This is a genomic window from Mucilaginibacter sp. Mucisp73 (assembly GCF_059491465.1).
On sequence record NZ_CP168507.1, the window covers coordinates 6,429,745 to 6,451,333 of the forward strand.

16 protein-coding genes and 1 tRNA gene are annotated in these 21,589 nt (G+C 44.0%); 10 read left to right on the top strand and 7 right to left on the bottom strand.

Features of this window, described 5'->3' with window-relative positions; genetic code table 11:
- The first annotated feature begins 53 nt into the window (after window positions 1-53).
- The 3 genes from ACEN82_RS26790 (at window position 54) to ACEN82_RS26800 (ending at window position 2,296) form a co-directional block, all read left to right on the top strand.
- Window positions 54-809, top strand: coding sequence for a DUF6597 domain-containing transcriptional factor (locus ACEN82_RS26790; protein WP_495644050.1), 756 nt, complete (start codon window positions 54-56; stop codon window positions 807-809).
- Window positions 810-839: 30 nt separating this feature from the next.
- Entirely contained in the window at window positions 840-1,988 is a 1,149-nt protein-coding gene (locus ACEN82_RS26795) for an FAD-dependent oxidoreductase (protein WP_413321489.1), read from the top strand.
- A 158-nt stretch (window positions 1,989-2,146) separates the two neighbouring features.
- Entirely contained in the window at window positions 2,147-2,296 is a 150-nt protein-coding gene (locus ACEN82_RS26800) for a hypothetical protein (protein WP_090534531.1), read from the top strand.
- Here the strand turns inward: ACEN82_RS26800 and ACEN82_RS26805 are convergent.
- Window positions 2,283-3,149 carry an NmrA family NAD(P)-binding protein gene (locus tag ACEN82_RS26805; RefSeq protein ID WP_413321488.1) on the bottom strand — a complete coding sequence of 289 codons (867 nt, stop codon included), beginning with the start codon at window positions 3,147-3,149 and terminating at the stop codon, window positions 2,283-2,285. The two genes, ACEN82_RS26800 and ACEN82_RS26805, sit on opposite strands and share 14 nt — an antisense overlap.
- Window positions 3,150-3,338: 189 nt before the next feature.
- Here ACEN82_RS26805 and ACEN82_RS26810 point away from each other — a divergent pair, with 189 nt between their 5' ends.
- On the top strand, window positions 3,339-4,604 hold the full coding sequence (locus ACEN82_RS26810) for an amidohydrolase family protein (protein WP_413321487.1): 1,266 nt from the start codon (window positions 3,339-3,341) through the stop codon (window positions 4,602-4,604).
- Between the two features lie 134 nt (window positions 4,605-4,738).
- Here the strand turns inward: ACEN82_RS26810 and ACEN82_RS26815 are convergent, their stop codons facing one another.
- The 4 genes from ACEN82_RS26815 to ACEN82_RS26830 are packed head-to-tail and all read right to left on the bottom strand — an operon-like array spanning window position 4,739 to window position 7,196.
- Entirely contained in the window at window positions 4,739-4,939 is a 201-nt protein-coding gene (locus ACEN82_RS26815; protein ID WP_413321486.1) for a hypothetical protein, read from the bottom strand.
- A 43-nt stretch (window positions 4,940-4,982) separates the two neighbouring features.
- On the bottom strand, window positions 4,983-5,468 hold the full coding sequence (locus tag ACEN82_RS26820) for a hypothetical protein (protein ID WP_413321485.1): 486 nt from the start codon (window positions 5,466-5,468) through the stop codon (window positions 4,983-4,985).
- A 16-nt stretch (window positions 5,469-5,484) separates the two neighbouring features.
- Window positions 5,485-6,285: a hypothetical protein gene (locus ACEN82_RS26825; protein WP_413321484.1), complete on the bottom strand. Its 801-nt coding sequence runs from the start codon at window positions 6,283-6,285 to the stop codon at window positions 5,485-5,487.
- 26 nt (window positions 6,286-6,311) lie between these two features.
- A complete protein-coding gene (locus ACEN82_RS26830) occupies window positions 6,312-7,196 on the bottom strand; it encodes a hypothetical protein (protein ID WP_413321483.1) in 885 nt (294 codons plus the stop codon).
- Between the two features lie 272 nt (window positions 7,197-7,468).
- On the opposite strand from ACEN82_RS26830, the gene ACEN82_RS26835 reads away from it, so the two are divergent.
- The 3 genes from ACEN82_RS26835 (at window position 7,469) to ACEN82_RS26845 (ending at window position 13,242) form a co-directional block, all read left to right on the top strand.
- A complete protein-coding gene (locus ACEN82_RS26835; protein ID WP_413321482.1) occupies window positions 7,469-7,942 on the top strand; it encodes an SgcJ/EcaC family oxidoreductase in 474 nt (157 codons plus the stop codon).
- Window positions 7,943-8,054: 112 nt separating this feature from the next.
- The gene (locus ACEN82_RS26840; protein WP_413321481.1) at window positions 8,055-10,976 is read left to right on the top strand and encodes a hybrid sensor histidine kinase/response regulator transcription factor; all 2,922 of its coding nucleotides are present in this window, start codon (window positions 8,055-8,057) and stop codon (window positions 10,974-10,976) included.
- 634 nt (window positions 10,977-11,610) lie between these two features.
- A complete protein-coding gene (locus ACEN82_RS26845; protein WP_413321480.1) occupies window positions 11,611-13,242 on the top strand; it encodes a serine hydrolase domain-containing protein in 1,632 nt (543 codons plus the stop codon).
- A 192-nt stretch (window positions 13,243-13,434) separates the two neighbouring features.
- Here ACEN82_RS26845 and ACEN82_RS26850 read toward each other — a convergent pair.
- A tRNA-Met gene (locus ACEN82_RS26850) sits at window positions 13,435-13,508 on the bottom strand.
- 163 nt (window positions 13,509-13,671) lie between these two features.
- Here ACEN82_RS26850 and ACEN82_RS26855 point away from each other — a divergent pair.
- The 3 genes from ACEN82_RS26855 (at window position 13,672) to ACEN82_RS26865 (ending at window position 16,953) form a co-directional block, all read left to right on the top strand.
- Window positions 13,672-14,052, top strand: coding sequence for an START-like domain-containing protein (locus tag ACEN82_RS26855; protein WP_090534561.1), 381 nt, complete (start codon window positions 13,672-13,674; stop codon window positions 14,050-14,052).
- Window positions 14,053-14,159: 107 nt separating this feature from the next.
- Window positions 14,160-15,614 (top strand): LptF/LptG family permease, encoded by a 1,455-nt coding sequence (locus ACEN82_RS26860; RefSeq protein WP_091175945.1) that lies wholly within the window; start codon window positions 14,160-14,162, stop codon window positions 15,612-15,614.
- A gap of 133 nt (window positions 15,615-15,747) precedes the next feature.
- Entirely contained in the window at window positions 15,748-16,953 is a 1,206-nt protein-coding gene (locus ACEN82_RS26865; protein ID WP_188834047.1) for a bifunctional 3,4-dihydroxy-2-butanone-4-phosphate synthase/GTP cyclohydrolase II, read from the top strand.
- Window positions 16,954-17,101: 148 nt separating this feature from the next.
- On the opposite strand, the gene ACEN82_RS26870 is transcribed toward ACEN82_RS26865, so the two are convergent.
- A complete protein-coding gene (locus ACEN82_RS26870) occupies window positions 17,102-21,520 on the bottom strand; it encodes a translocation/assembly module TamB domain-containing protein (protein ID WP_495644051.1) in 4,419 nt (1,472 codons plus the stop codon).
- Window positions 21,521-21,589: the final 69 nt, after the last annotated feature.

The window sequence follows — 21,589 nt, forward strand, 5'->3', positions numbered from 1 at the left end:
AATCAATGGTAACCAGCTGATTTGAAGTGCAATAGAGTAAATTAACAAAAGCTATGAGTAATAACCTGGAATACAGAATTGTTAGGCCCGGTAAACCACTTTCGGATTTTGTTGATAGTTTTTGGTTTTTACGTAACTTATCGGACGCCGATAAAGATACAACAGGGTTACCCGACGGACTTATTGATATATTGCTTTTTAAATCCGCTGCACAGCCTTTTAGTATTGCACAGCTTGGAGGGCTAGCCCAGTTTGAACAGGCCAAAGTTTCGGCCAATAGCGTAATATTCTGCGTTAGCTTCAAATTGCTTGCCGTTGAGTATATTTTTGGAGAGGCCATTGCCGATATAGTAAACGGTGGCAGATTTTTACCGGAAGGCTATTGGGGGTTTACCGAAAACGATCTGCTGGATTTTGACTGCTTTGTAGAAAAAGCGACGCAAAAGATCAAATCGCTCATACCGGAAGAAATAGATGAACGTAAACGAAAGTTGTTTGAACTGATTTATCTAACGAAAGGGAGGATCACGGTTAAAGAGCTTTCCGAAAAAGTGTTTTGGAGCAGCAGGCAGATAAATCGCTACTTTAATCAGCAATTCGGGATTTCACTTAAAGCCTATTGCAATATTCTTCGTTTCCGCGCCTCGTTGGAGCATATTGCAGACGGCCGGCTGTTTCCGGAGGAGAACTTTTTTGACCAGAACCACTTTATCAAAGAAGTGAAAAAGTTTTCGGGCGTTGTACCCAAAGAATTATCCAAAAACAAAAACGACCGATTTATACTATTATCGGCTATCAGGCAGAAATAATTTTGCATCGTAATTAAACGATGAAAAATTATGTTATTAGATAATAAACAGGTTGCTATAGTAGGCGGTGGGCCGGCGGGGTTGGCCTTAGCAAGGCTTTTACAACTTAAAGGTGCAAATGTAAAAGTATATGAACGGGATATAGACAGAAATGTACGGGTGCAGGGTGCCACGCTCGACCTGCACGAAGGCACAGGACTGGAAGCGCTGAAACGGAGCGGTTTGCTGGATGAATTTTATAAATACCACCGTCCTGTAGCAAGTAAGATGCTGCTTGTGGACAGGATGCTCAATATTACATTTGATGACCACAATTTCGCGACTATTACCGCGGAAACCCGCCCCGAAATAGACCGTGCGCCTTTGCGGGATATTTTATTGAACTCCTTGCAGCACGATACCTTGGTATGGGACAGCCATTTCATTTCAATGGAAAGAGAAAGAAAAGGCTGGCGTTTGTTTTTTAAAAACGGATCGAACGCCTATGCCGATCTGGTAATTGCGGCTGACGGAGCCAATTCAAAAGTGCGGCCTTATTTAAGTGATGTTGAACCGGTTTACTCAGGTATCACGCTGATTGAAGGCAATATTTACAACGCTGAAAAATACACCCCAAAACTTTTTTCCTTTGCAAAAGGAGGAAAAGTAATGGCTTTTGATGACGGGCGATTTGTAGGTTATGGCACAAAAGCCGATGGCTCAATTATGTTTGTGGTGAATTTTAAAACACCCGAAAACTGGCTGGAACAAAGCGGCATTAATTTCAATAACAGAGAGGAAGTTTTTGAATGGTTTAAGAAAGATTTTGCCAGCTGGAGCGATGAATGGCATGAGTTTTTTACAAATGAGGTGGTTTGTTTCATTCCCCGTCCGCAATATTATTTCCCATTAAATCAAAGCTGGGAAACGGATGAGAGCCTTACAATGATTGGGGATGCCGCGCACCGGATGCCACCATATGCGGGCGAAGGTGCTAACGTTGCATTGCAGGATTCGTTTGAACTGGCCGAATGTTTAACCGGGAATCAATTTACGGATATCAAAACGGCGATTGCCCATTTTGAAAAAGAAATGGTTGCAAGAGGAGCTAAAGCCACAAAAGACACGCTGGAAAATTCGGAGAGAATGTTTTCAAAAACCGGTTTGGCGCAAATGGCTGAATTTTTTAAACGGCACTGAATATATTAAGTCGATTAGAATAAAAAGACTGCGGTATTCTGTTGCCATGTCACGGTTTTTACCTTATGGCCATTTGTCAATATTGCCGGGGCATCACGGGGAAGACGTTCTATTGTTGGTTGGCGTAAACATTGCTGCTCGCGGTATGTTAATAAATAATGATCAGGAAATTAAAATCAGGGCAATACAGGATCTACTCCAAAAAAGTCGATCCTGAAACCCACAAGCGTAAAAATCTCGGCACTTTCGATTCAAAAGAAGCCGCGATGAAACACGAAAAAGAGATACAGTATTTTAAGCATCATTAACCTGCAATTGCTTTTCCAGGTAGTGAAACAGGGTAGTAGGCCCGTGTTGGGCGGTTGGTATTTCCGATTGCTGGCTAATGGTAAGTCTCGTCATATTAGCGAAAGATGCCGCCGCTTTTTCGGAAAAGCCGCCTTTTATCATAAAGTCTTTCCAACCAGCTTCCGGGATAGTCACCACGTTTACCGTTTTGTGCAATAGCTTACCGAATGTTTCAGCCACATCCTGATTAGAATAGGTTTCAGGCCCTTCCAGGAAGAACAGCCCGGTCTGGTCATCCAGCATTAATTTGGCTGCAAATGCACCAATATCTGCCGGCGCGACCATGGGTAGCTTAAAGTCCGCCGGAAACAAAGTGGTCAATTCTCCCTTTTCCCGGACGGCTGGTATTGCCTGGTCAAAATTGCTCATGTAATAAGCGCTGCGGATCACTGCCAGCGGGATGTCGAATTTGGCTAAGCCCTGCTCTAATTCATACAGTGCGCCGAGGTCAAAAATATGATCTCCGGGCTGTGCGCCATAGGTAGAAGCGGCGACGATCTTTTTCAGTTCCGATCCTTCAAGCGCGTTTAGGATACTGCCTATCTGTTCCCTTTCCACCGCATCGATATCTTTATCGGGAGCCGCATTCGGGTTCAGCACAAACAGGCGCTCCGCCTGTCCGAACAGTTCTTTTAAACGGGCTGTGTCCCGGATGTCTGCAACCTCGTAGGCTGCCCCCTTAACAGTCCATTCGGCAGCTTTAGCCGGATCGTGGCCAATGATCATGACCTTTTGTTGTTTTTGCAGCAAAGCGGTCGAAAGCGCGGCACCGATATGGCCGGTTCCTCCTAAAATAGCGTGTGTGTATTTCATAACACTATTAATTTCAATATTCATGCCGTAAAAACTTGCCAGAAGTCCGCAACAATTTTTTTGTTTTTCCTTCGTCCCAACCGCCGGCCATTTCTACATGCATCCGCAAGGAATTGTCAAGGTATCGCCGGATGAAGCTTTCCGCGAAATTGCTTAAATTGGGCAAACAGTCAAAAAGTTGCAAAGCCTATGGTCAAGTATATAATTTCATTCCTGTTGTTGGCGCCAACCGCCGTTTGTGCCCAGTACAAACCCGGATTGCTTGTACTGACAAATGCGACCATCATTGATGCAGAACACCGGGTGCCGCTTCCCCGTCAGACAGTGTTTATCCGTGATGGTAAGATCAGCCTTACCTTTACGGCCGGTGAGCACACCATTCCTGATTCTGCCATGGTAATCAACCTCGAAGGGAAATCACTCTTGCCGGGCCTGGTCGATAGTCATGTGCATATGGCAACCGATCCGAGCGGGGTGGACAACCGCGCGCATACACTTGATGTGCTGAAGCGTATGCTGTGTAGTGGTGTGACCTCTGTGAGAGATATGGCCGGAGACGGACGCGTACTTGCCGGTTTGGCCCGCGATGCACGGCTCGGAGAAATTACCTCACCTGATATCTATTATTCTGCCCTTCTCGCCGGTACTGTGTTCTTCAGTGACCCGCGCACAGCGACGTCAACAAGAGGCGGTATTAACGGGAAAATGCCCTATATGCAGGCCATCAGCGACTCTACAAACCTGACACTGGTAATAGCCGAAGCCAGGGGCAGTGGCGCGAGCGGCGTCAAGCTCTATGCTAACCTGACCACCGGGCAGGTTAACCGGATAATGACGGAAGCACAGGAACAGCAGGTGCCCGTTTGGGGGCATGCCTGGCTGCAGGGCGCAGGGCCATCTGACCTTGTCCGGGCAGGACTAATATCCATTTCGCACGTGCCGTTGCTGGTCCGTGAAAAGGCACAAATACCGGAAGCCTGGAAAAAAGCCGGGCATAACGCCGCGTATTGGGATCAGGTGACGCCTGATCTGCACGGACTTTTTGACCTGATGCGAGCGCATCACACCATTCTGGACGCCACTTTGCTTACCTACAAAGTTTGGGCAAGCCAGGATTCGGCTGCTATATGGGACTATGAGATAGGTAAACGGATCGTTGCTCAGGCTTATCGCGCAGGGATAGCCATTTGCGCCGGCACCGATGATGATCAGGAAAAATTTGTTCAGGAAGAAATGCGCCTGCTCGTAACGGATGCTGGTTTCAGCCCTATAGATGCCATCATAGCCGCCACCCAAAACAGCGCCGCAGCCATCGGGCTACAAGGGCGAAAAGGACTCGTTAAAGCAGGGATGGATGCCGATCTGATCGTATTGGACGCTGATCCTTTGGCATCTATCGATAACATCACCAAAGTAAAATTAGTGATCAAAGGCGGCAGGATCTACAACAGGTAACAACTATGATAGCTTTTTGTCAATATAACTTCGGCGTGGCCCAATTCCCTGGGTAAGCATAAGGAGACAGGTTCGTTTAGCTCTCACATTTTCGTCATGGATTACAAAGCGGCTTTACGGATTATACGGCTCCCTTATTGAGCTTTAGAACCCTGTTTTTTCGCAGCTTCTTTTTTTCTTTTGTCCATAATCAGACCGCCAACGGTGTAAATAAGCATCAGGAACCCGACCAAAGCTGTCTCGGCTTTACTTTGCACAACACCGCCCAGCAGGCATATCGCGCCGAGGATGGTGCCATAAATAAGCGCAGGCTTTCTGCGCATGAAAATAACCATAATAAGAAATTTAAAGATTATCAATAATGTACATCGCGATCAATCACTGTACGACAAGGTCAGCTTCGGCATTGATCTCGTTGCCTGCTTTTACTTTATCCCATATGCGCACGTTGACATGATAAGCCTGCCCGGATGCCATTGGCTGTGCAATTGTGATATCACCCCGTAGCTCGGTTGCTCCTGCCGGCGGATAACCTTTGCCGCCGGCAAAAAGGTCGGCAGACTTGATCACCGGGTTACCTTGCTGATCGGTAACGGCCAGCATCATACCCGGATAAACTTTTCCGTCCTTTAATCCGTAATTGATGATGCCCAGGGCTGCGACGGACACACGCGTGTTTAATGATACCTTGTTGCTGCTCAATGGCGTGCCTGATGCGTCGATCAGCAAAACATTCCGCACGCTAAAGCCATTGTAATTGTAGGACAATCCTGTACTGAGGTCTTTTTTGGCGCCCTTGCTAAAATTGCATGCGGTAAGTGCCGTGCAGCAATATATCAGCGTAATGATTGACAGTGTTTTCATGGTGTCGGGCTGTTTTTTATTGATAAGCGATATCAGTTATTGTATGATCGACAGCAGAAGCCGGGTTGTTCGTTTCTATTCTGTCGATATATCCCAGGGCATTTTTGTGATAAGTGAGATTGCGGGTGTAGCCCGGACCTTTTACCTGTGTTGGCAAAATTTTACCTGCGTATATCGATGGGAAAGTTACGCCGCTCCCGCCGTTATCGTTAGGTACAAAGTCGCTCGGATAGTCTGCGGTACCAAAATAATCGAATCCAAAATTGCTGCCTTTTAATGTGTTTACGTTTTCGGCCGAGAATCCTGAATAGGTTACCGTACTATCGTCATTATCGCTGATGATCCTGCTGCTTAACAAATTGTCGTTATCATCCCATGTGTAAATAAATGTCAAATGACGGACCACCCTTCCGTAATATGTACCTGTTTGGACTATTTTGGCCAGGCGGCCTTTCGTGTCATAGCTAAAGATTGAGTTGTATCTTTCGTTAGTGTTCGGATAACTAAGAACCGTTCCAATACGTCCGCTGTTATCTAAAGTAACATCCGTAATTAATTTATCGGCGTTATAAGGCTGTGATATCTCAAAACCGCCGGCATTATAAGTGATGATGTTATTGGCATTTCCTACGGTGGCTAATCGTTTCTGGTCATCGTAAGTGTTATTATATACGCTCCTTATATAAGGATAAGTGATCACCATTTGCTTTACCAATGGTGTGGCTGCCTGTGCGGGTGGGGTTTTGGCATCTTTTGAGCAAGATATAGCTGCCGTTGCAACAAATATTATTGCAAACAATGATTTTGAAGTTTTCATAGTGTAAATAATTTTAAGCTTTGCTATTATTGGCAGTTATAAGTCCAGCTATCAAGATAGCCCTTGGTAGGTGTTTGGCCGTACTCGCCGCCGGTAGCGTTGCGTTCAGTTGGCTGGCCTTTGTCGTTATATTTGTATTTGAAATTTTCGGCGTATATGAAGCTGGTACCCAGGCTTGTGGCAGTATAGCCTAACACGTTATGGGCACTGAGGTGATCAAACACATAGCGCGGATAATCAAGATCGGTACCTATCCAATAAAAATCATATTGAATAAAAGAGCTGTTTTTTATGCCGGCATAAGGTGTTGGATTTTTATCAAATCCTGTTGCGGTATAGGTGTGCGTAATACCGTCTTTATTTTGATAGGTTAATTTGATTGCATTACCATTGTCATCGTAATTTATCGTTACAGTAGTGGCTGTTTCAGTTTCCAGTACGCCATTTTTATCTGCAAACCCTCCGGTTACCGTTGCCAGGCGGCCTTTGCCATCATATGTAAAAACGCCGGCCAGCAATTGCGCTGATACATCAGAATGCACCACATACGATGATGGGCGCTTGTCGAGATAGCTGACGTTATACGTAATCCCGCGGTCAAGCGCGTTTGATGCTGCTTCGTTTATATTTATTTGCGTAGGTTGTATAGTTTGAATAATAGATAATGTGCCATTGTTGGTGTAAGATAGCCTTGAGGGATTACCATTGGCATCATATTCAAATTGAAAGGTCTCCGGCCTGTTGTTATAGTTTGTGTACTGGGTTGTGAGCCTGCAGGTGGTAGTTGTATTACCGTTATTATTGCCATTGTTGTTGCCATCATTTGGTGCAGGATTGTTTGGCTTATTGCCGCATGATAATACCAGCCACAGGCAGCAGCATACCGCCGTTAGTTTTAATAATTTTTTCATAGGTAAGTTTTGTTATTTGTAATCAGCGCTTTCAACAGGAAGCGCCGTAATGCCCCGGAGGCAAAATTGTTATTACAAAAAAAAGAGACTGTTGGGAAAGTTAGTTTCGCGGGTGTTACAAATCAGTTCGAAATCGTTTCATGAATAGGGCAGGTTTAGCTGTATGTAACAAAAGGTAAAGGATTTGTAACATAAACATAAGTAACATCATGAAGTATCACCTTTATTTGTAGTATCCGCTATGGATGTTTGTCCACCTGTATATAATACCTATGAAAAAGATAACAAGCCTGATACTTCTGATATGGCTATGCAGTACCGGTGTACTGGCCCAGCAGCCCGACACTGCATCGAACAACGCTGCGATACGGCAGATGATCAAGAATTATGAAGATGCATGGAATAGCCATAACCCGGAAAAACTGGCGGCCAACTACACCTCTGATGCTACCTGGGTAAACTGGTTTGGCGCCTACTATAAAGGTCGGGATGATATTTTTAGGCACTATAAGCAGGTTCATAATACTTATTTTAAAAACACCCGGTACTATACCCGGGCTGTTGAAGATATTACCTATCTGAATCAGGACTTTGCGGTTGTACACGTACGAACGGGTCTTGCCGGCGACGAACGATATCCGGGTCAAACGTTTGAGTTTCGCCGGATGATCGTCGTGGTAAAACGGGACGGTGAATGGAAGATATTTGCGGGTCAAAACGCCAGGATGGAAAAAGGCATTAACTAATATTAAGGCCGCTCTGTTATGAATAAAGCCCCGTAGTATCTGTATATTATAATAAATATAATATATCTTTGATTATAAAATCCCGGCAGTTTTACGCAAACTTAATCTCAACATGCATCCAGCTAAATGTACCTTCGTCTTGTTGCTTTTGCTTTTGGCTTTGTACGGTACGGCCAATGCGCAAGACACGGTAATTCTGCATCACAAAGATTTCGGCGCCTACAATGAAATATCACTGCGTGATAAACACTGGTTCTTTCATCCTGAAATAAATAACGCAAATACACCGCCTGATGTCCGTTCCGGCGGCTGGGAAACTGTACAGTATACGGCGTTTGGCACAGACAAGCTACCCGCCGGGTGGAAAGGTATTGGCTGGTTTAATATTTGGGTAAAAGCAGGTAAGGATGTGGCAGGCCAAAAATTTGGCCTGCGCATTAATCATGACGGCGCGTCAGAAATATTTATTGATGGCGAGCCAATAGGCGGCTATGGCAAAATCGGCCACCTGGTTGAAGCAACGGAAGCCAACCGGGCACCATTGGAGATGATACCCTTTTGGTTAAAGGGCAATACGCCGCATCTGGTAACTATTCATTACGCCAACCCTTTTGGTGTGTACCGTAATTTTGTAGGCTTTGAAGTGTTACTTACCAATTACGATTTGTATAGCAAGCGTATAATGCGTGCCCGGACGCTATATAATTTTGTGCCAATGTGTGCCGCTGCCGCCTTCATTCTTGGCCTGCTGCACTTTTTGCTTTTTCTGTTTTATCCGAAACAGAAGCTGAATTTTTATTACGCATTGTTTGTTATGCTAACCGGCATCACCAGCGGGTGTGTATACCTTTTTTATTTAACTGCCCATCCGCAGCTGCAATATATTGCTCATTACATGATCTATAACCTGAAGGTGTTGCTTTTGTGGTGGGGGCTCATTTTGTTGTATAAGTTAGATTATGGCCAGGTACATCGCTGGCGCCAGGTTACCCTGGCGTGCGTATGCTCGGCCTATTTACTTTTTTACTTTTATAAATTTTATATATTAAAGGAAACTGATTTTCCTGATTTTTTTTCATCAGTTTTCCTGGTTTGTAATGTGGATGGCTTTATCTGTGTATATCACCTTATACGTAAAGGCAGGCGTAAGGCGTGGTTGGTTACAACGGGTGTAATGGCAGTTTTCCTGGTTTATATTTTTTGCTGGGATGATACGTTTAGCGTATGGCCTTACGGTTATAATTCAATGCGGGTATTTGTGATGAGTGCGGGCGAACTTGTTTTACCGGTTTGCCTGTCCCTTTATCTCGCGCTCGATTATGCCGGCACAAACCAGCAATTGGCCGCACAACTGGCCGAGGTTGAAGCATTGTCGGCTTCTGCACTGTCAAAAGAAGCTGAAAGAACCGAACAGGTTGCGGCTGAAGCCCGGAAGTTAGAAGCTATTGTACAGCAACGCACAGCAGAACTAAAAGAAAAGGCGGATAAGCTGCGTGAACTGGACGCTGTTAAATCAAGGTTTTTCGGCAATATCGCGCACGAATTCCGGACGCCGTTAACGCTCATCCTCAATCCGGTTACGGAACTTGCCGGCAAGACCTCCGATCCATCATTGCTGCGGGATTACCGGATGATCCTGAATAACGCTGAGCGCTTGCTGAGGCTCATCAACCAGTTGCTTGATCTGAGTAAACTGGAGCAGGGATTAATGGAATTGTTGTACGAACCGCTCGATTTAAACGCATTGTTATTAGGCCATGTCCAAAGTTTTGAGCCGCTTGCATTGCAAAAGGGCATCACACTGCATTTCCGGTCAAACTATCGCGAACTTTGGGTAATGGCAGACCGGGATAAATTGGATAAGGTCATGCTGAACGTTATCGGGAATGCGGTAAAATTCACGGAGGTCGGCAGAGTGGAGATTTTTCTCTATCACGATGATGGGGTGCCCGGGAATCAATATGTAGTTCGCGTTCGCGATACAGGTAAAGGGATACCCAGATCAAAGCTTCCCTATATTTTCAGTCGTTTTTACCAGGTCAATTCGCCGGGCAGCCAGGCTGCAGAAGGAAGCGGTATCGGTTTGGCGCTTTGTAAAGAACTGATTGAGCTAATGGGCGGCAGTATTGCGGCAAATAGCTGGGAAGGGGCATTTACCGAAGTGGTGATCCAGTTGCCTTTGGACGAAGCGGCGGGCGCTCATGAGGGTATAGTGGAGTTTAAGGCTATGAAAGCAGCCGCCGAAAGCGAAGAAGCAAAACCTGATAAAACCGAGGCCGATATGGACTTGATTTTGCTGGTAGAGGATCACCGGGAGCTCCGTGACTTTATTGAACGCCAGCTTGCGGAGCAGTACCGGGTAATTACCGCTTCGGACGGCAAGGCGGGAATCACAATGGGTATAGAACAAATTCCTGCACTCATTATTACCGATGTGATGATGCCCGATACAGATGGTTACGAGTTGTGCGGGATGTTGAAGAAAGACGAACGGACAAGCCATATCCCGGTCATCATGCTGACAGCAAAGGCCGACGTAGATAGCCGTGTAAAAGGTATTCAAACAGGAGCTGATGCTTATCTTGCCAAACCCTTTGAGAAGCGCGAACTGCTGGCGCTGATCGGGAACCTGATCGGGACGCGCAATATTTTGAAACAGCATATTGCAATGCACAAGAGATGGCTGATAGAGTTGCCCAATATGCCGACGATAGAGCAGGCTTTTTTAAATAAGATAAAAGCCGCGGTTGAAAATAACCTGGATGACAACAGCTATGGGACCGATCAAATGGCTGGGGATATTGGTATGAGCAGAATTCAGCTGCATCGAAAATTAAAGGCAATAACTGGCCGGGCCCCTGGCGAACTGGTACGCGAAATACGGTTACAGCATGCACACGATCTCCTGGCGCGCCGCACAGCCACCATTGCGGAAGTAGCCTACCAGGTGGGCTTCAGCAGTCCGGCAAGCTTTTCAGCAAGTTTTTCACGGCATTTCGGGTTTTCACCCAAGCAGGTAAATTCAGTGCGTTAACTCCATTTATTAAGTGGTATGAACACTGTATGACCAGAAAAAACGAAAGCAGCTACGTTTTACTGTAGTTGCTTCATCTTCAAGTAGCCGAAGCTAAAAGATTTCCAAACCAATTTGTTGAAGATTTGGAACATTTAAGCCGAATTGATAAGTTTTGAATGATTTTGAAAATCTTTCGGTGCAGTTATATTTAAGTCAACACACGACGGAAATATAAGCCATATCGTGTTGTTGATTTTTAGTTAATACTGACAAAGAATACCTTAAAGCTATTTCTTAAAAAATAACTATCAATTAGCCAGGGCTAAAAAATTAAAGGGTGGATACAGATACAAAACCACACCGTTTTATTGAAAAATCAATCGAAATAGGAGGTTATGCAAAATTATTGAGCTATTTACCACGTGAATGTTTCCATTAATTAACCACAATACACAAATTGTTGTAACTATTTCGCAGTGAGCAGTGTCTTTTAAATATAACCCCTATTAAAAGTATTTACAACTAATTTCATTAGATAAAATAAATTTTTAGCCAAGATTTAGTCGTAAGTTGACATTGTTTTTTGATAATCATGAACCTCAAAAACACTAAGCCCGTACTTTCAATAATTTTGTTTATCGCATTACTAACTATGCAAAAAACGGTAATGGCGCAATTCTTACCGGATAGCATAACTGTAAAAATCGATCAACTTTTTGCAAAATGGAACAATAATTACGCCCCCGGATGTGTAGCGGGGATCGTACAGGGGGATAAACTGGTGTATGCCAAAGGATTCGGTTTGGCAAGCCTGGAAAACGGCGTGCCTAATACACCCCAGAGCATTTTTTACATGTGTTCTGTATCGAAGCAATTCGCAGGTTACGCAATTTCGCTGCTGGCGGGTGAAGGAAAAATAAACATCGACAACGATATACATGTGTATCTTCCCTGGATGGCTAATTTCGGCGGAAGAAAGATCACTGTCAGGAATCTTTTAAATCACACCAGCGGTATACGGGATGACATTGGGCTGGCTGAATTCTTCGGCTTGAATGCTGACGGCATACTCACACAGCAACAGGCAGTTTACCTGCTCAAAAAGCAGCATACCCTTAACTTTACACCAGGCGAGAAATTTTCTTATTCCAACTCTAACTACATTCTGTTGGCAGAGATTATCAAAAATGTAAGCGGTAAAAGCTTTAAAGCCTACACCGATTCCGCTATCTTCAAACCGTTGGGCATGAGTTCAAGCACTTTTATAGATGACTATAGTACGGTTATTAAAAATCGCGCTTCGTCTTATGGCAAAGACAATGATATTTATCACAATGCCGTTCAAAATGTTTATACCCTGGGCGATGGTGGTCTGTTCACCAATATTGAAGATATGGCCAAATGGGTCGCTAACTTCTACCAGCCTAAAGCCGGAACATTTAAGGACATCGCCTTGATGACCACACCGGGTAAACTCAATGACGGAAAAGCGATTACCTATGCAATGGGCATTAATTCCGGGCAAGACCGAGGACATCTGCGTTTCATTCACAATGGCGGACTGGCAGGCTACCGTACCATCATTGCTGTATATCCCGAACTAAAAATAGGTTTCCTGATCTTTGGTAACGATGGGGATGCAGATGTGTATAACAAGGCCAACCAGCTATCTGAAATCTTGGTCCGGGATGGCTCGGTAAAAAACAACAAAACTATTACCTCTGAAAACGCTCCTGTAATAGTGATCAAAGATTCGTTGACATTAAAGAAATGGATCGGCAATTATGTTGCACCTAACGGCTACAAGGTCGCAGTTTCTTACAGATCCGGAAAACTCTATATTAACGGCAATGCAGAATTAGCTCCCGAATCACCCAGTTTATTTCATATGGCCGTCAGGTCATCTGTGAAATACCAGTTCACTTTTAATTTGAAAACTAAAACGGCCCAAGCCCATCTCTCAAGCCCCGTTTTGACGAAACCGATTGAAATGACACGTGTAAGGGAGGTTCAGGTATCCAAATCACTTTTGACTAATTATACAGGTGCATACTTTTCTGATGAGCTGGAGTGCTCTTTTAAGATTGAGCTAAAGGAAAATGAACTATGGATCAGTAATAAAAACCATGATCCGGTAAAAATCAGGTTACTTGGCCCCGATGATCTTTTTACGGGTTATGATTTTTTGAGCCATATAAGAATTCAACGGGATGCCAGGAGTAAAATCACCGGCTTTGAACTCAACAGCGGTGAAACATCCGGGTTATTTTTCAAAAAAATTTAAGGATTCAATATTTCAATTAACAGGTTGGTTAACCACGGTGAAAAGGTAATACCATACTCATCCTTTCAGAATAAATCAGAATCAAATACTGAAGCAGGGTCGAACCGGATTATATTGACTTTGAGACGAATATAAAGTTGTAGAAAAAACAGAGGCCTTGAAATACGCATTTCAAGGCCATTTTCTATCAAGTAGCGGGGAGCAGGATCGAACTGCCGACCTTAGGGTTATGAATCCTACGCTCTAACCATCTGAGCTACCCCGCCGTTTTTATTTTTATGGCTCTTTTTGTGGTTAATAAAAAGAGTGGCCCTGCGTTAAAACAAGTGGCCGTCCCTAAAAAGGTTTGCAAATATAGTAGAAATTCGTTTTCTTTAGAAAAAATGTTTCACATTTACTTTTGTTCCTGTTTTTTTAAGTGTAAACCGAATGTCCGAAAAGAAAAAATTTACCATTGAGTACGAGATTAAGTCATCTCCGCGTATCCTGTTCAGCTTCTTAAGCGAGCCTAATGGCTTGTCTCAATGGTTTGCCGATGAGGTTAATATTCGTGACCATGTTTATACTTTTACATGGGATGACGAATCGCAAAAAGCCAAACTTTGTTCAGTTAAGGAAAACAGATCCGTACGTTTTAAATGGCTCGATGATGATGCCCAGTATTATTTTGAAATGGAAATAATGCAGGATGAGCTTACCAATGATGTAGCCCTGGCCATTACTGATTTTGCCACCGAAGATGCCATTACAGAACGAAAGCAGATCTGGGATAACTCTATCGATTACCTCATAAGTGTATTGGGCGCCTGATAAAACTTTATTTTAGCTAATTTTGTACGCTGAACTGGTTTTGCACGTTAAAGGGTTTTAACTGTGCGGCTAACTGGTTTTGCCCCTGTTAATTGCAAATAGCACTAATGAAGAAGATCCACCTTTTACTCCTTAAATCATTTATAAGGCCTTTTTTGGTTACGCTTTTCATCGTGATGTTTGTGTTGCTAATGTTGTTTTTGTTTAAATACATTGACGACCTTATTGGAAAGGGCTTTGCCTGGTATACCATCCTGGAGCTCATGATGTATAATTCGGCCACCAATGTTCAAATGGCCCTCCCGTTATCCATCCTGCTCTCTACCATCATGACCTATGGCTCCCTTGGCGAAAATTACGAGCTTGTTGCCATCAAAGCGGCAGGCATTTCGTTACGCCGGGCCATGTACCCAATGATCGTGATCATTTCCATACTTAGTATCGCGGCGTTCTTTTTTTCTGATTATATGCTGCCGGTGGCCAACCTTAAATATTATTCGCTGCTGTATGATGCCCGCAAACAAAAATCGGCCGATTTGCTGCCCGAGGGGGTGTTCAGTACCAGTTTTCCCGGCTACACAATCCGTGTAAAGCGTAAGGACCCGGACGGACAGCGGTTGTATGATATCATGATCTATAAAAAAAGTGAGAAAGGTGATAATAACAATTCGGTGATCCTGGCCCGCGAGGGCACCATGTTCCGCACCATGGGCGATAAATACCTGGTATTACGTTTAAAGGATGGGGTGACATATGAAGAAACCGCTTCCGAAAATGCTACATATAATACGAGGCAGCGCCTGCTGCGGGAGCGTTTTAAGGAAACCGAAACCAAGTTTGATCTGTCGGCATTTAAGCTTACCCGTACCAGTGAAAGCGAGTTTAAGTCCGCATCTCAAATGATGAACATTAAACAGCTGAGGCATTATCTCGATTCATCGCAGCGTTCAGTAGATAGCAATGTGATGGTGAATTATAAACTGGTTACCCCATACATTAAATACTATTCAATACCTGCGCAATCAAAGGTTATTAAAAAATATAAAGAGTTTGATCCTAAAAAAGATGTTTTTCAGGGCCTTACCTTATCCGAACAGCAAATGAGCCTCAACAGTGCGGCTTCCGAAATACGGTCAATAAAGGATGTGATCAAAAACCGGAGCGACAGGTATAAAGGCGATTCGGAAGGTATCCGCAGGTATTTTGTAGAGTATCAAAAAAAATATAACCTTTCGGTAGCTTGTTTGGTATTGTTTTTAATCGGTGCGCCGCTGGGCTCCATTATCCGCAAAGGTGGTTTGGGCTTGCCGGTAGTAGTTTCGGTGGTATTTTTCCTCATCTACTATATCATTACCACTATTGGCGAAAAATCGGTTAAGGGCGGCGATATTAACAAGTACCTGGGCATGTGGATTTCTATTATCACGCTGCTGCCTATCGGTTTGTTCCTTTCTTATAAAGCGGCTACAGACTCCGCCCTGTTTGATATGGAGATTTATAAACGTTTTGTAAATCGCGTGGCAGCAAAGTTTAAGCCCAAGGCAACCCGCCACGGTCATTAACGGTATATTTAATAAACGCCATATTATAAAAGCATTATCATTTTACACAAGGCCGACCCAAGTCATGGTAATATGCGTTAAATTTGGTTTAGATTAACAAGCGTTTAGGCGCTACCCAACAAGTAATTATAGAATGTTAAACACCATACAGGAAGCGATTGAAGAAATCAAAGCAGGTAAAACAATTATCGTAGTTGATGACGAAGATCGTGAAAACGAGGGCGACTTTTTGACGGCTGCCCGCAATGCCACTCCCGAAACAATTAATTTTATGGTACGCCATGGCCGCGGTTTGGTTTGTGCCCCAATTACAGCGCAAAGGGCGCGCGAGCTTGACTTGATGCCTATGGTGAGCCATAACACTACATCGCACGAAACTAACTTCACGGTTTCTGTCGATTTGCTTGGTCATGGCTGTACTACAGGTATTTCTGCAAGTGATAGGTCAAAAACCACACTTGCGCTTATCGACCCGGCTACTAAACCCGAAGACCTTGGTCGCCCGGGGCATATTTTCCCGCTGATAGCCAAGGATGGCGGTGTACTGCGCCGTACAGGGCATACCGAGGCTGCTATTGACCTGGCCGTTTTAGCCGGTATGGAACCTGCCGGCGTTATTTGCGAAATTATGAAGGAAGACGGCGAAATGGCCCGCCTGCCTGATCTGCTGGAGATAGCCAAAGAATTTAATCTTAAAATAGTATCTATCAAAGATCTCATTGCTTATCGCCTGGAGCATGAGTCGATGGTAAGACGTGAAGTAGCTGTTAAAATGCCTACCGAATGGGGCGATTTTGATATGATAGCTTATACGCAGGTTGATACCGGCGAAAATCACCTCGCCCTGGTAAAAGGAACCTGGGAGCCTGGTGAGCCTATTTTGGTTCGCGTGCATAGCTCATGCGTTACCGGCGACATATTTGGTTCATGCCGTTGCGACTGCGGTCCGCAGTTGCATAAAGCAATGGAGATGATCAGCAAGGAAGGTAAGGGCGCTATTGTTTATATGAATCAGGAAGGCCGCGGCATTGGCCTCATCAATAAATTAAGGGCTTATCACTTGCAGGAAAACGGTTACGATACTGTTGACGCTAACCTGAAGCTGGGCTTTAAGATGGATCAGCGCGATTATGGTATCGGTGCGCAGATCCTGCGCAGTTTGGGTATCACCAAAATGCGTTTAATGAGCAACAACCCCAAAAAACGTGCAGGCCTTATCGGCTACGGTTTGGAAGTTGTTGAGAATGTGCCTATCGAAATAGCCTCAAACCCTCATAACGAAGCGTACCTTCGCACCAAACGCGACAAGATGGACCATGCCATTATGCGTGATCATTGATCGTTAATAAGCTAAAAGCGAAAGGCTGAAGCCCAAAGCGAAATAAATAATTTATAGTAAAAGGCTTAAAGCGATCTGCTTTAAGCCTTTTACTTTTTAATGTATTTGTACAGGAAAGCTTTTGGCTTTTAGCTTTAAGCCTTCGGCTCTACTGATCCTCATCTTCATCGGGCCTGGTTGCCGGTGTGGTAATTGACGATGGGATAGGAGCGGGGTTAACCGGCGCATTTTTGCGGCGGCCCTGTCTGAATATGTTCCGGATAAACTCGCCGAAGGTATCAAAGTCACGCTGGTAAACCAAACCTAATCCGTTTACATACTGTGGTGCCAGCACGTCTGTAAGGCTGCTTAGTGTTACGTTGTTTAACGCCCTGTATGAGTATCTTGCCGTTAAGTTGCCGTCACGGCGTATCTTGTATAAGGCCTCAAAGTCTTTGGTGAGGCTGTTAAACCGTTGGTTAAACAGGTTGCTGTTGCTGTTATTAAAAATATCATTTGAGCCGTTGTTGCTGAACAAGCTTCCGTTAAATGACAGCCTGCTATCAAAAAAGCGCAGCGAAGCACTTGCCTCATTGAAGGAGCGTATATTTAAGTCGAAGTTTTTAATGTTTGATTGCGATATCAGGCTGTTAAGCTTGTTAAATGCAAATTCGCTCACCGCCTCGCCGGCTGTACCCAGCACCTGGTTGGTTAAGTTATTACTGTTTGAGGTAAAGTTACGGCGAACGATAATGCTGATAGCCTGCTGGCTCCGGTTATTGGCATCGGCAAGGTAAGTTGACAGATCATCTTTAACCGAAGGGTCGGTAGGGAAGTTAAAGTCAAAATCAATATTAGGCTGCAACAGAGATTTGGTCAGGATCAGTTCGGCTTGTACCAGCGTTTGTTGCCCCGAGGTAGGGGTTTGTAAACCCGCGGCAGTATACAGCGGCGCTTTGCTGGTACGCACCTCATACAAAGCTTTAAGGTTTATTTCCGCGTTAGAAGGGTTGCCCGTCCACCGGATGGTACCACCCTGGCTTACCGTAAAGTTTTTACTGATAAAGTTTTTGGCAGTAAACTCAAACTTACCCGACGATATCAAAAAGTCACCGTACATCTCAAAATCGCCCAGGCTGTTGATATTCAGCTTTAAATTACGGGCTACGCCGCTGCCTTCCAGCTGGCCGTAATCGGTAGCTATTTTTACAATAGTTTTTTCATCGGCGCTTAAATCAAAGTTTAGGGTAACACCATTAAAAGCACGCTCTTTGGCAACAACTTTAGCGGTGTCACTATGGCTTACAAATTTAATGAAATCATAATCGTTGGCGGTTGACGAGGTGTTGAGCGGTATATTGAAAACAGTACCTGCATTGGTGCTGGCCGTAATATCAATTTTCATGTTATCAACCGGGCCGTTGAAGTTAAATGTGCCTGTGCCATAAGCCGTACCATAATAAAGGTGGTTATCTTTAAACGTGGTATTCAGGGCCATCAGGTTATCGGCTTTAAGGCTTACATTAATATCCGGGTTGGATAGGTTATTGAGGTTTACGGTACCATTGGCGGTTCCGGTACCTTTGTGAATGTCTTTCAAAACCATATCCTTAATGCTGATAATGCTATTGTTGACATCCAGCTTATTATTAACCGTGTAAGCTGTTTTTAAATAATTAACGGTAAGGCCGGTATTAACAAGGGTAACGGTGCCATTAAGTTGCGGGTTTGAGGGCTTGCCGGTAAGCTTCAGGTCGGTTGAAACATGGCCTTTTATATCCGAAACAAGGTCTTTAACAAAAGGCTCAAATATAATAGCTTCGGTTTGGTTCATCTTGATATCAAAATCAAGGTTATCATCAGTCTCTTTGCCAAACGAGTAGGTTCCGCCAATGTTCATGGTTTCCAGCCCGCGGTTAATGATATTCATATTAACATCCGCCTGTTTACGGTCGTTACCAAGTGTGGTGGCCAGTTTCACATTACCTATCAGCGTTTTGTTCATGGTAAGTGAATCAATGGTTAAATGCGAATCAACCCCCGGGGATTTGAGCACCGAGGTTAGTTTTACATCACCATCCAGGTAGCCCTTTAAGTTTACCCCCGAAGTGCGCGTGAGCTGGTTAAACGTACGCATGTTAAACTTCTGGAACGAGAGCTTTAACTGATCGGCGGGATTATCGGATATAAAACCATCGATAAATACTTTTTGCGGCCCGTTTGAAAGCTCAAAGCCCGATACCTGCGTTTTGCCGTCCAGTAAACGGATGCGCACCTGCTCCTGGATCTTCCATTTCTCTTTTTCCAGTATCACGTCTGATGGTAGTAGCTTCAATTTGGCCGTGGTATCCCGTCCAAATTCAACCAGGCCATAAAGGTCCAGCTGGTTAACAGCGTTTTTATCCGAGAGCTTAACGTTAAAGTTAAGGCTGTCGTTTTTCAGGAAGTTGGTAATGTTGATATCCTTTATAAAAAGACTGTCGGTTAGGTCAACCCGCCTCAGGGATACGTTGAGGCCCAGCAAGCTATCGGTGGTGTTTTCGTCAATAATAAAATCATGGAAAACAGTTTTGCCGTATTTAAGCGTTTTGATATAGCCCGATAGCGTAGCTGTTTTCTTTTCCGAGTTAAACTGCCCAACAAAAGTTCCTTGCTCAGGGATTTTCAGATCGGGCAGGAAGATGGCTGTAAGCGGATCGAGGTTTTTAAGGTTGAGATTAAAATCAAACTCCTCCGGCTTAGGCGGCACTATAGTTGTTTTTATGGAAGGGATATACTTTTTAACGATGGTTTTAAAATACGAAGGCAGGGTTGCAAGGTCATATTTGCCCTTGATGCTGCCATCGGCAAAGTCAGATTTTAAAGCAATGGTGCGGTTATTACCCATGCCTTCGGCTGATAGAAACAGAGAATCAACGGCATAATTATTTCGCGGATTGACCACCCTTGCCGGCGAAAACAGGATGTTCCCCTGCAAATTGGCCAGGTCATCACCTTTAAACTGGGTTTTAAGCAGTGTGCTTACAGTTAAAGTATCTTTGGTAAAACCAAGCTTGTTCAGGTTAGCGTCTTTGATATCGGCAGTTAAATCATAAGTTGGCAAAGCAGGGTTAAGGTTAACCTTACCTTTAAGGTCAAGCTTTATGTTCCTATCGTTTATGGTAATATGAGCGTTGGCCAGCCTGTTTATAAAACTGCCGTTAAGCGTAAGCCTGTTATAGGTGTAGTTATTATAAGTGATGGATGCGATTTTTGCATCCACTTTTTCAGTAAGGCTTTTCAGCGCGTCGCCGCTGCCCTGTATGTTTGAAGTAAAGGTGGCCCTGCCCAAATCGCTTTGATCAAGCAGGGTGCCCAGGTCAAAAGCATAGGCGTTAACTCTGCCGCTGTAGCTTGGACGGTCATTTTTATCAATTTTAAGGTTTATGTCTGAATCAAAACGACCGAGTGCAGTTTTAAAAATACCATAGGCAACAAAATCATTCTGCGAGCCGGTAAACCTGCCGGTAAAATTAAAGTTGCCAAATTTGGAAAGTATGGCCGGAGCCTTTTCTGTAGGCGTTCCCGAAAAATGGCTGATCAGGTAATCAAGGTCTTTTTTGTTGGAGGCAACCTGGTCAAATTTTAGCTCAAGGAATGCGTTATCCCAATCGGTAAGGTTGTGCAGGTTAAAATCGCCTTTAACAAAAGTGGCCTGCCCGCCGGTAATGGTCACTTTTTTGGCTTTGAGGTTGTTCACATAACCTTTGGCTTGCCCGTCAATACCCAAATCAAAACTCACTTTTTCTAATGAACTGGTAAAGTAGGAAATATCTGATGACGAAATTCGTGACGATTTAAAGCTGGCATCCATGTGTACCTTGTTTTCAAAATCATCAAAATCATCAAATGATTTAAACTTCATCCTGAAATAATCCTTCAGATCTGATCGGGGTGTTTGAATGGCGAGGTGCCTTAGTAAAATTTGATTCGTATCGATCGTAGCATCCGATGCGAAGTGTTTTACCGTAAAGCCGCTTTTTTCATGCAGGCTTAAGCTTTTTATATTAGCTTTAAACAGGTGGTTCTTTAAATCCATACCCTCTATCAGCGTGCTGAAATGCTGCACATCCAGGTCGTTAAAGTTAACCCCGGCTATTACTGTATCGCGCAGGCTGTTCTTGTACCTGAAATGAAAGTTATTAATAGCGATGGTGCCAAAATTTAGCGTCCAGGGTTTGTTTTGGGTTTTTTTGGTGGTATCCGCCGAATTAAAATAATCTATAACAAATTGCAGGTTGGTAGTACTGTCTTTTTGTTTTTTGAGATAGAAGGAGCCATTATCCAGTTCGATATTGGAAAAGTTGATGGTACGGCGTTTAATACTTCTGAAAAGATAAAAACCCTCAATATCAACGGCTAATCGGGGTGTGCTTAGTAAAGTGTCCCGCTTCTTATCCAAAATATAAAGCCCCTCAATTACCACCGAGCGAAATGGCCTGAGGTAAAGGCTTTTAATCCCAACCTTGGTTTTCAATTCGCCGGCAATGTAGGCTGCCGCTTTTTTGGCGGCCCAGGTTTGTACCGGCTTAAACTGAAATGTGAGCAAAAGTATGCTCAATGTCAATAAAATGAACAATACCAGGCCCAGGAATATTTTGAGTACTTTTTTAATAAC

What these genes read in the sequence shown, in the direction of transcription:
- ACEN82_RS26790 (WP_495644050.1), top strand. Translation starts at nt 54, where the DNA reads ATGAGTAATAACCTGGAATACAGAATTGTTAGGCCCGGTAAACCACTT.
- ACEN82_RS26820 (WP_413321485.1), bottom strand. Translation starts at nt 5,468, where the DNA reads ATGAAAACACTGTCAATCATTACGCTGATATATTGCTGCACGGCACTT.
- ACEN82_RS26865 (WP_188834047.1), top strand. Translation starts at nt 15,748, where the DNA reads ATGTTAAACACCATACAGGAAGCGATTGAAGAAATCAAAGCAGGTAAA.
- ACEN82_RS26840 (WP_413321481.1), top strand. Translation starts at nt 8,055, where the DNA reads ATGCATCCAGCTAAATGTACCTTCGTCTTGTTGCTTTTGCTTTTGGCT.
- ACEN82_RS26800 (WP_090534531.1), top strand. Translation starts at nt 2,147, where the DNA reads ATGATCAGGAAATTAAAATCAGGGCAATACAGGATCTACTCCAAAAAA.
- ACEN82_RS26825 (WP_413321484.1), bottom strand. Translation starts at nt 6,285, where the DNA reads ATGAAAACTTCAAAATCATTGTTTGCAATAATATTTGTTGCAACGGCA.
- ACEN82_RS26815 (WP_413321486.1), bottom strand. Translation starts at nt 4,939, where the DNA reads ATGGTTATTTTCATGCGCAGAAAGCCTGCGCTTATTTATGGCACCATC.
- ACEN82_RS26830 (WP_413321483.1), bottom strand. Translation starts at nt 7,196, where the DNA reads ATGAAAAAATTATTAAAACTAACGGCGGTATGCTGCTGCCTGTGGCTG.
- ACEN82_RS26835 (WP_413321482.1), top strand. Translation starts at nt 7,469, where the DNA reads ATGAAAAAGATAACAAGCCTGATACTTCTGATATGGCTATGCAGTACC.
- ACEN82_RS26805 (WP_413321488.1), bottom strand. Translation starts at nt 3,149, where the DNA reads ATGAAATACACACACGCTATTTTAGGAGGAACCGGCCATATCGGTGCC.
- ACEN82_RS26845 (WP_413321480.1), top strand. Translation starts at nt 11,611, where the DNA reads ATGCAAAAAACGGTAATGGCGCAATTCTTACCGGATAGCATAACTGTA.
- ACEN82_RS26795 (WP_413321489.1), top strand. Translation starts at nt 840, where the DNA reads ATGTTATTAGATAATAAACAGGTTGCTATAGTAGGCGGTGGGCCGGCG.
- ACEN82_RS26855 (WP_090534561.1), top strand. Translation starts at nt 13,672, where the DNA reads ATGTCCGAAAAGAAAAAATTTACCATTGAGTACGAGATTAAGTCATCT.
- ACEN82_RS26810 (WP_413321487.1), top strand. Translation starts at nt 3,339, where the DNA reads ATGGTCAAGTATATAATTTCATTCCTGTTGTTGGCGCCAACCGCCGTT.
- ACEN82_RS26860 (WP_091175945.1), top strand. Translation starts at nt 14,160, where the DNA reads ATGAAGAAGATCCACCTTTTACTCCTTAAATCATTTATAAGGCCTTTT.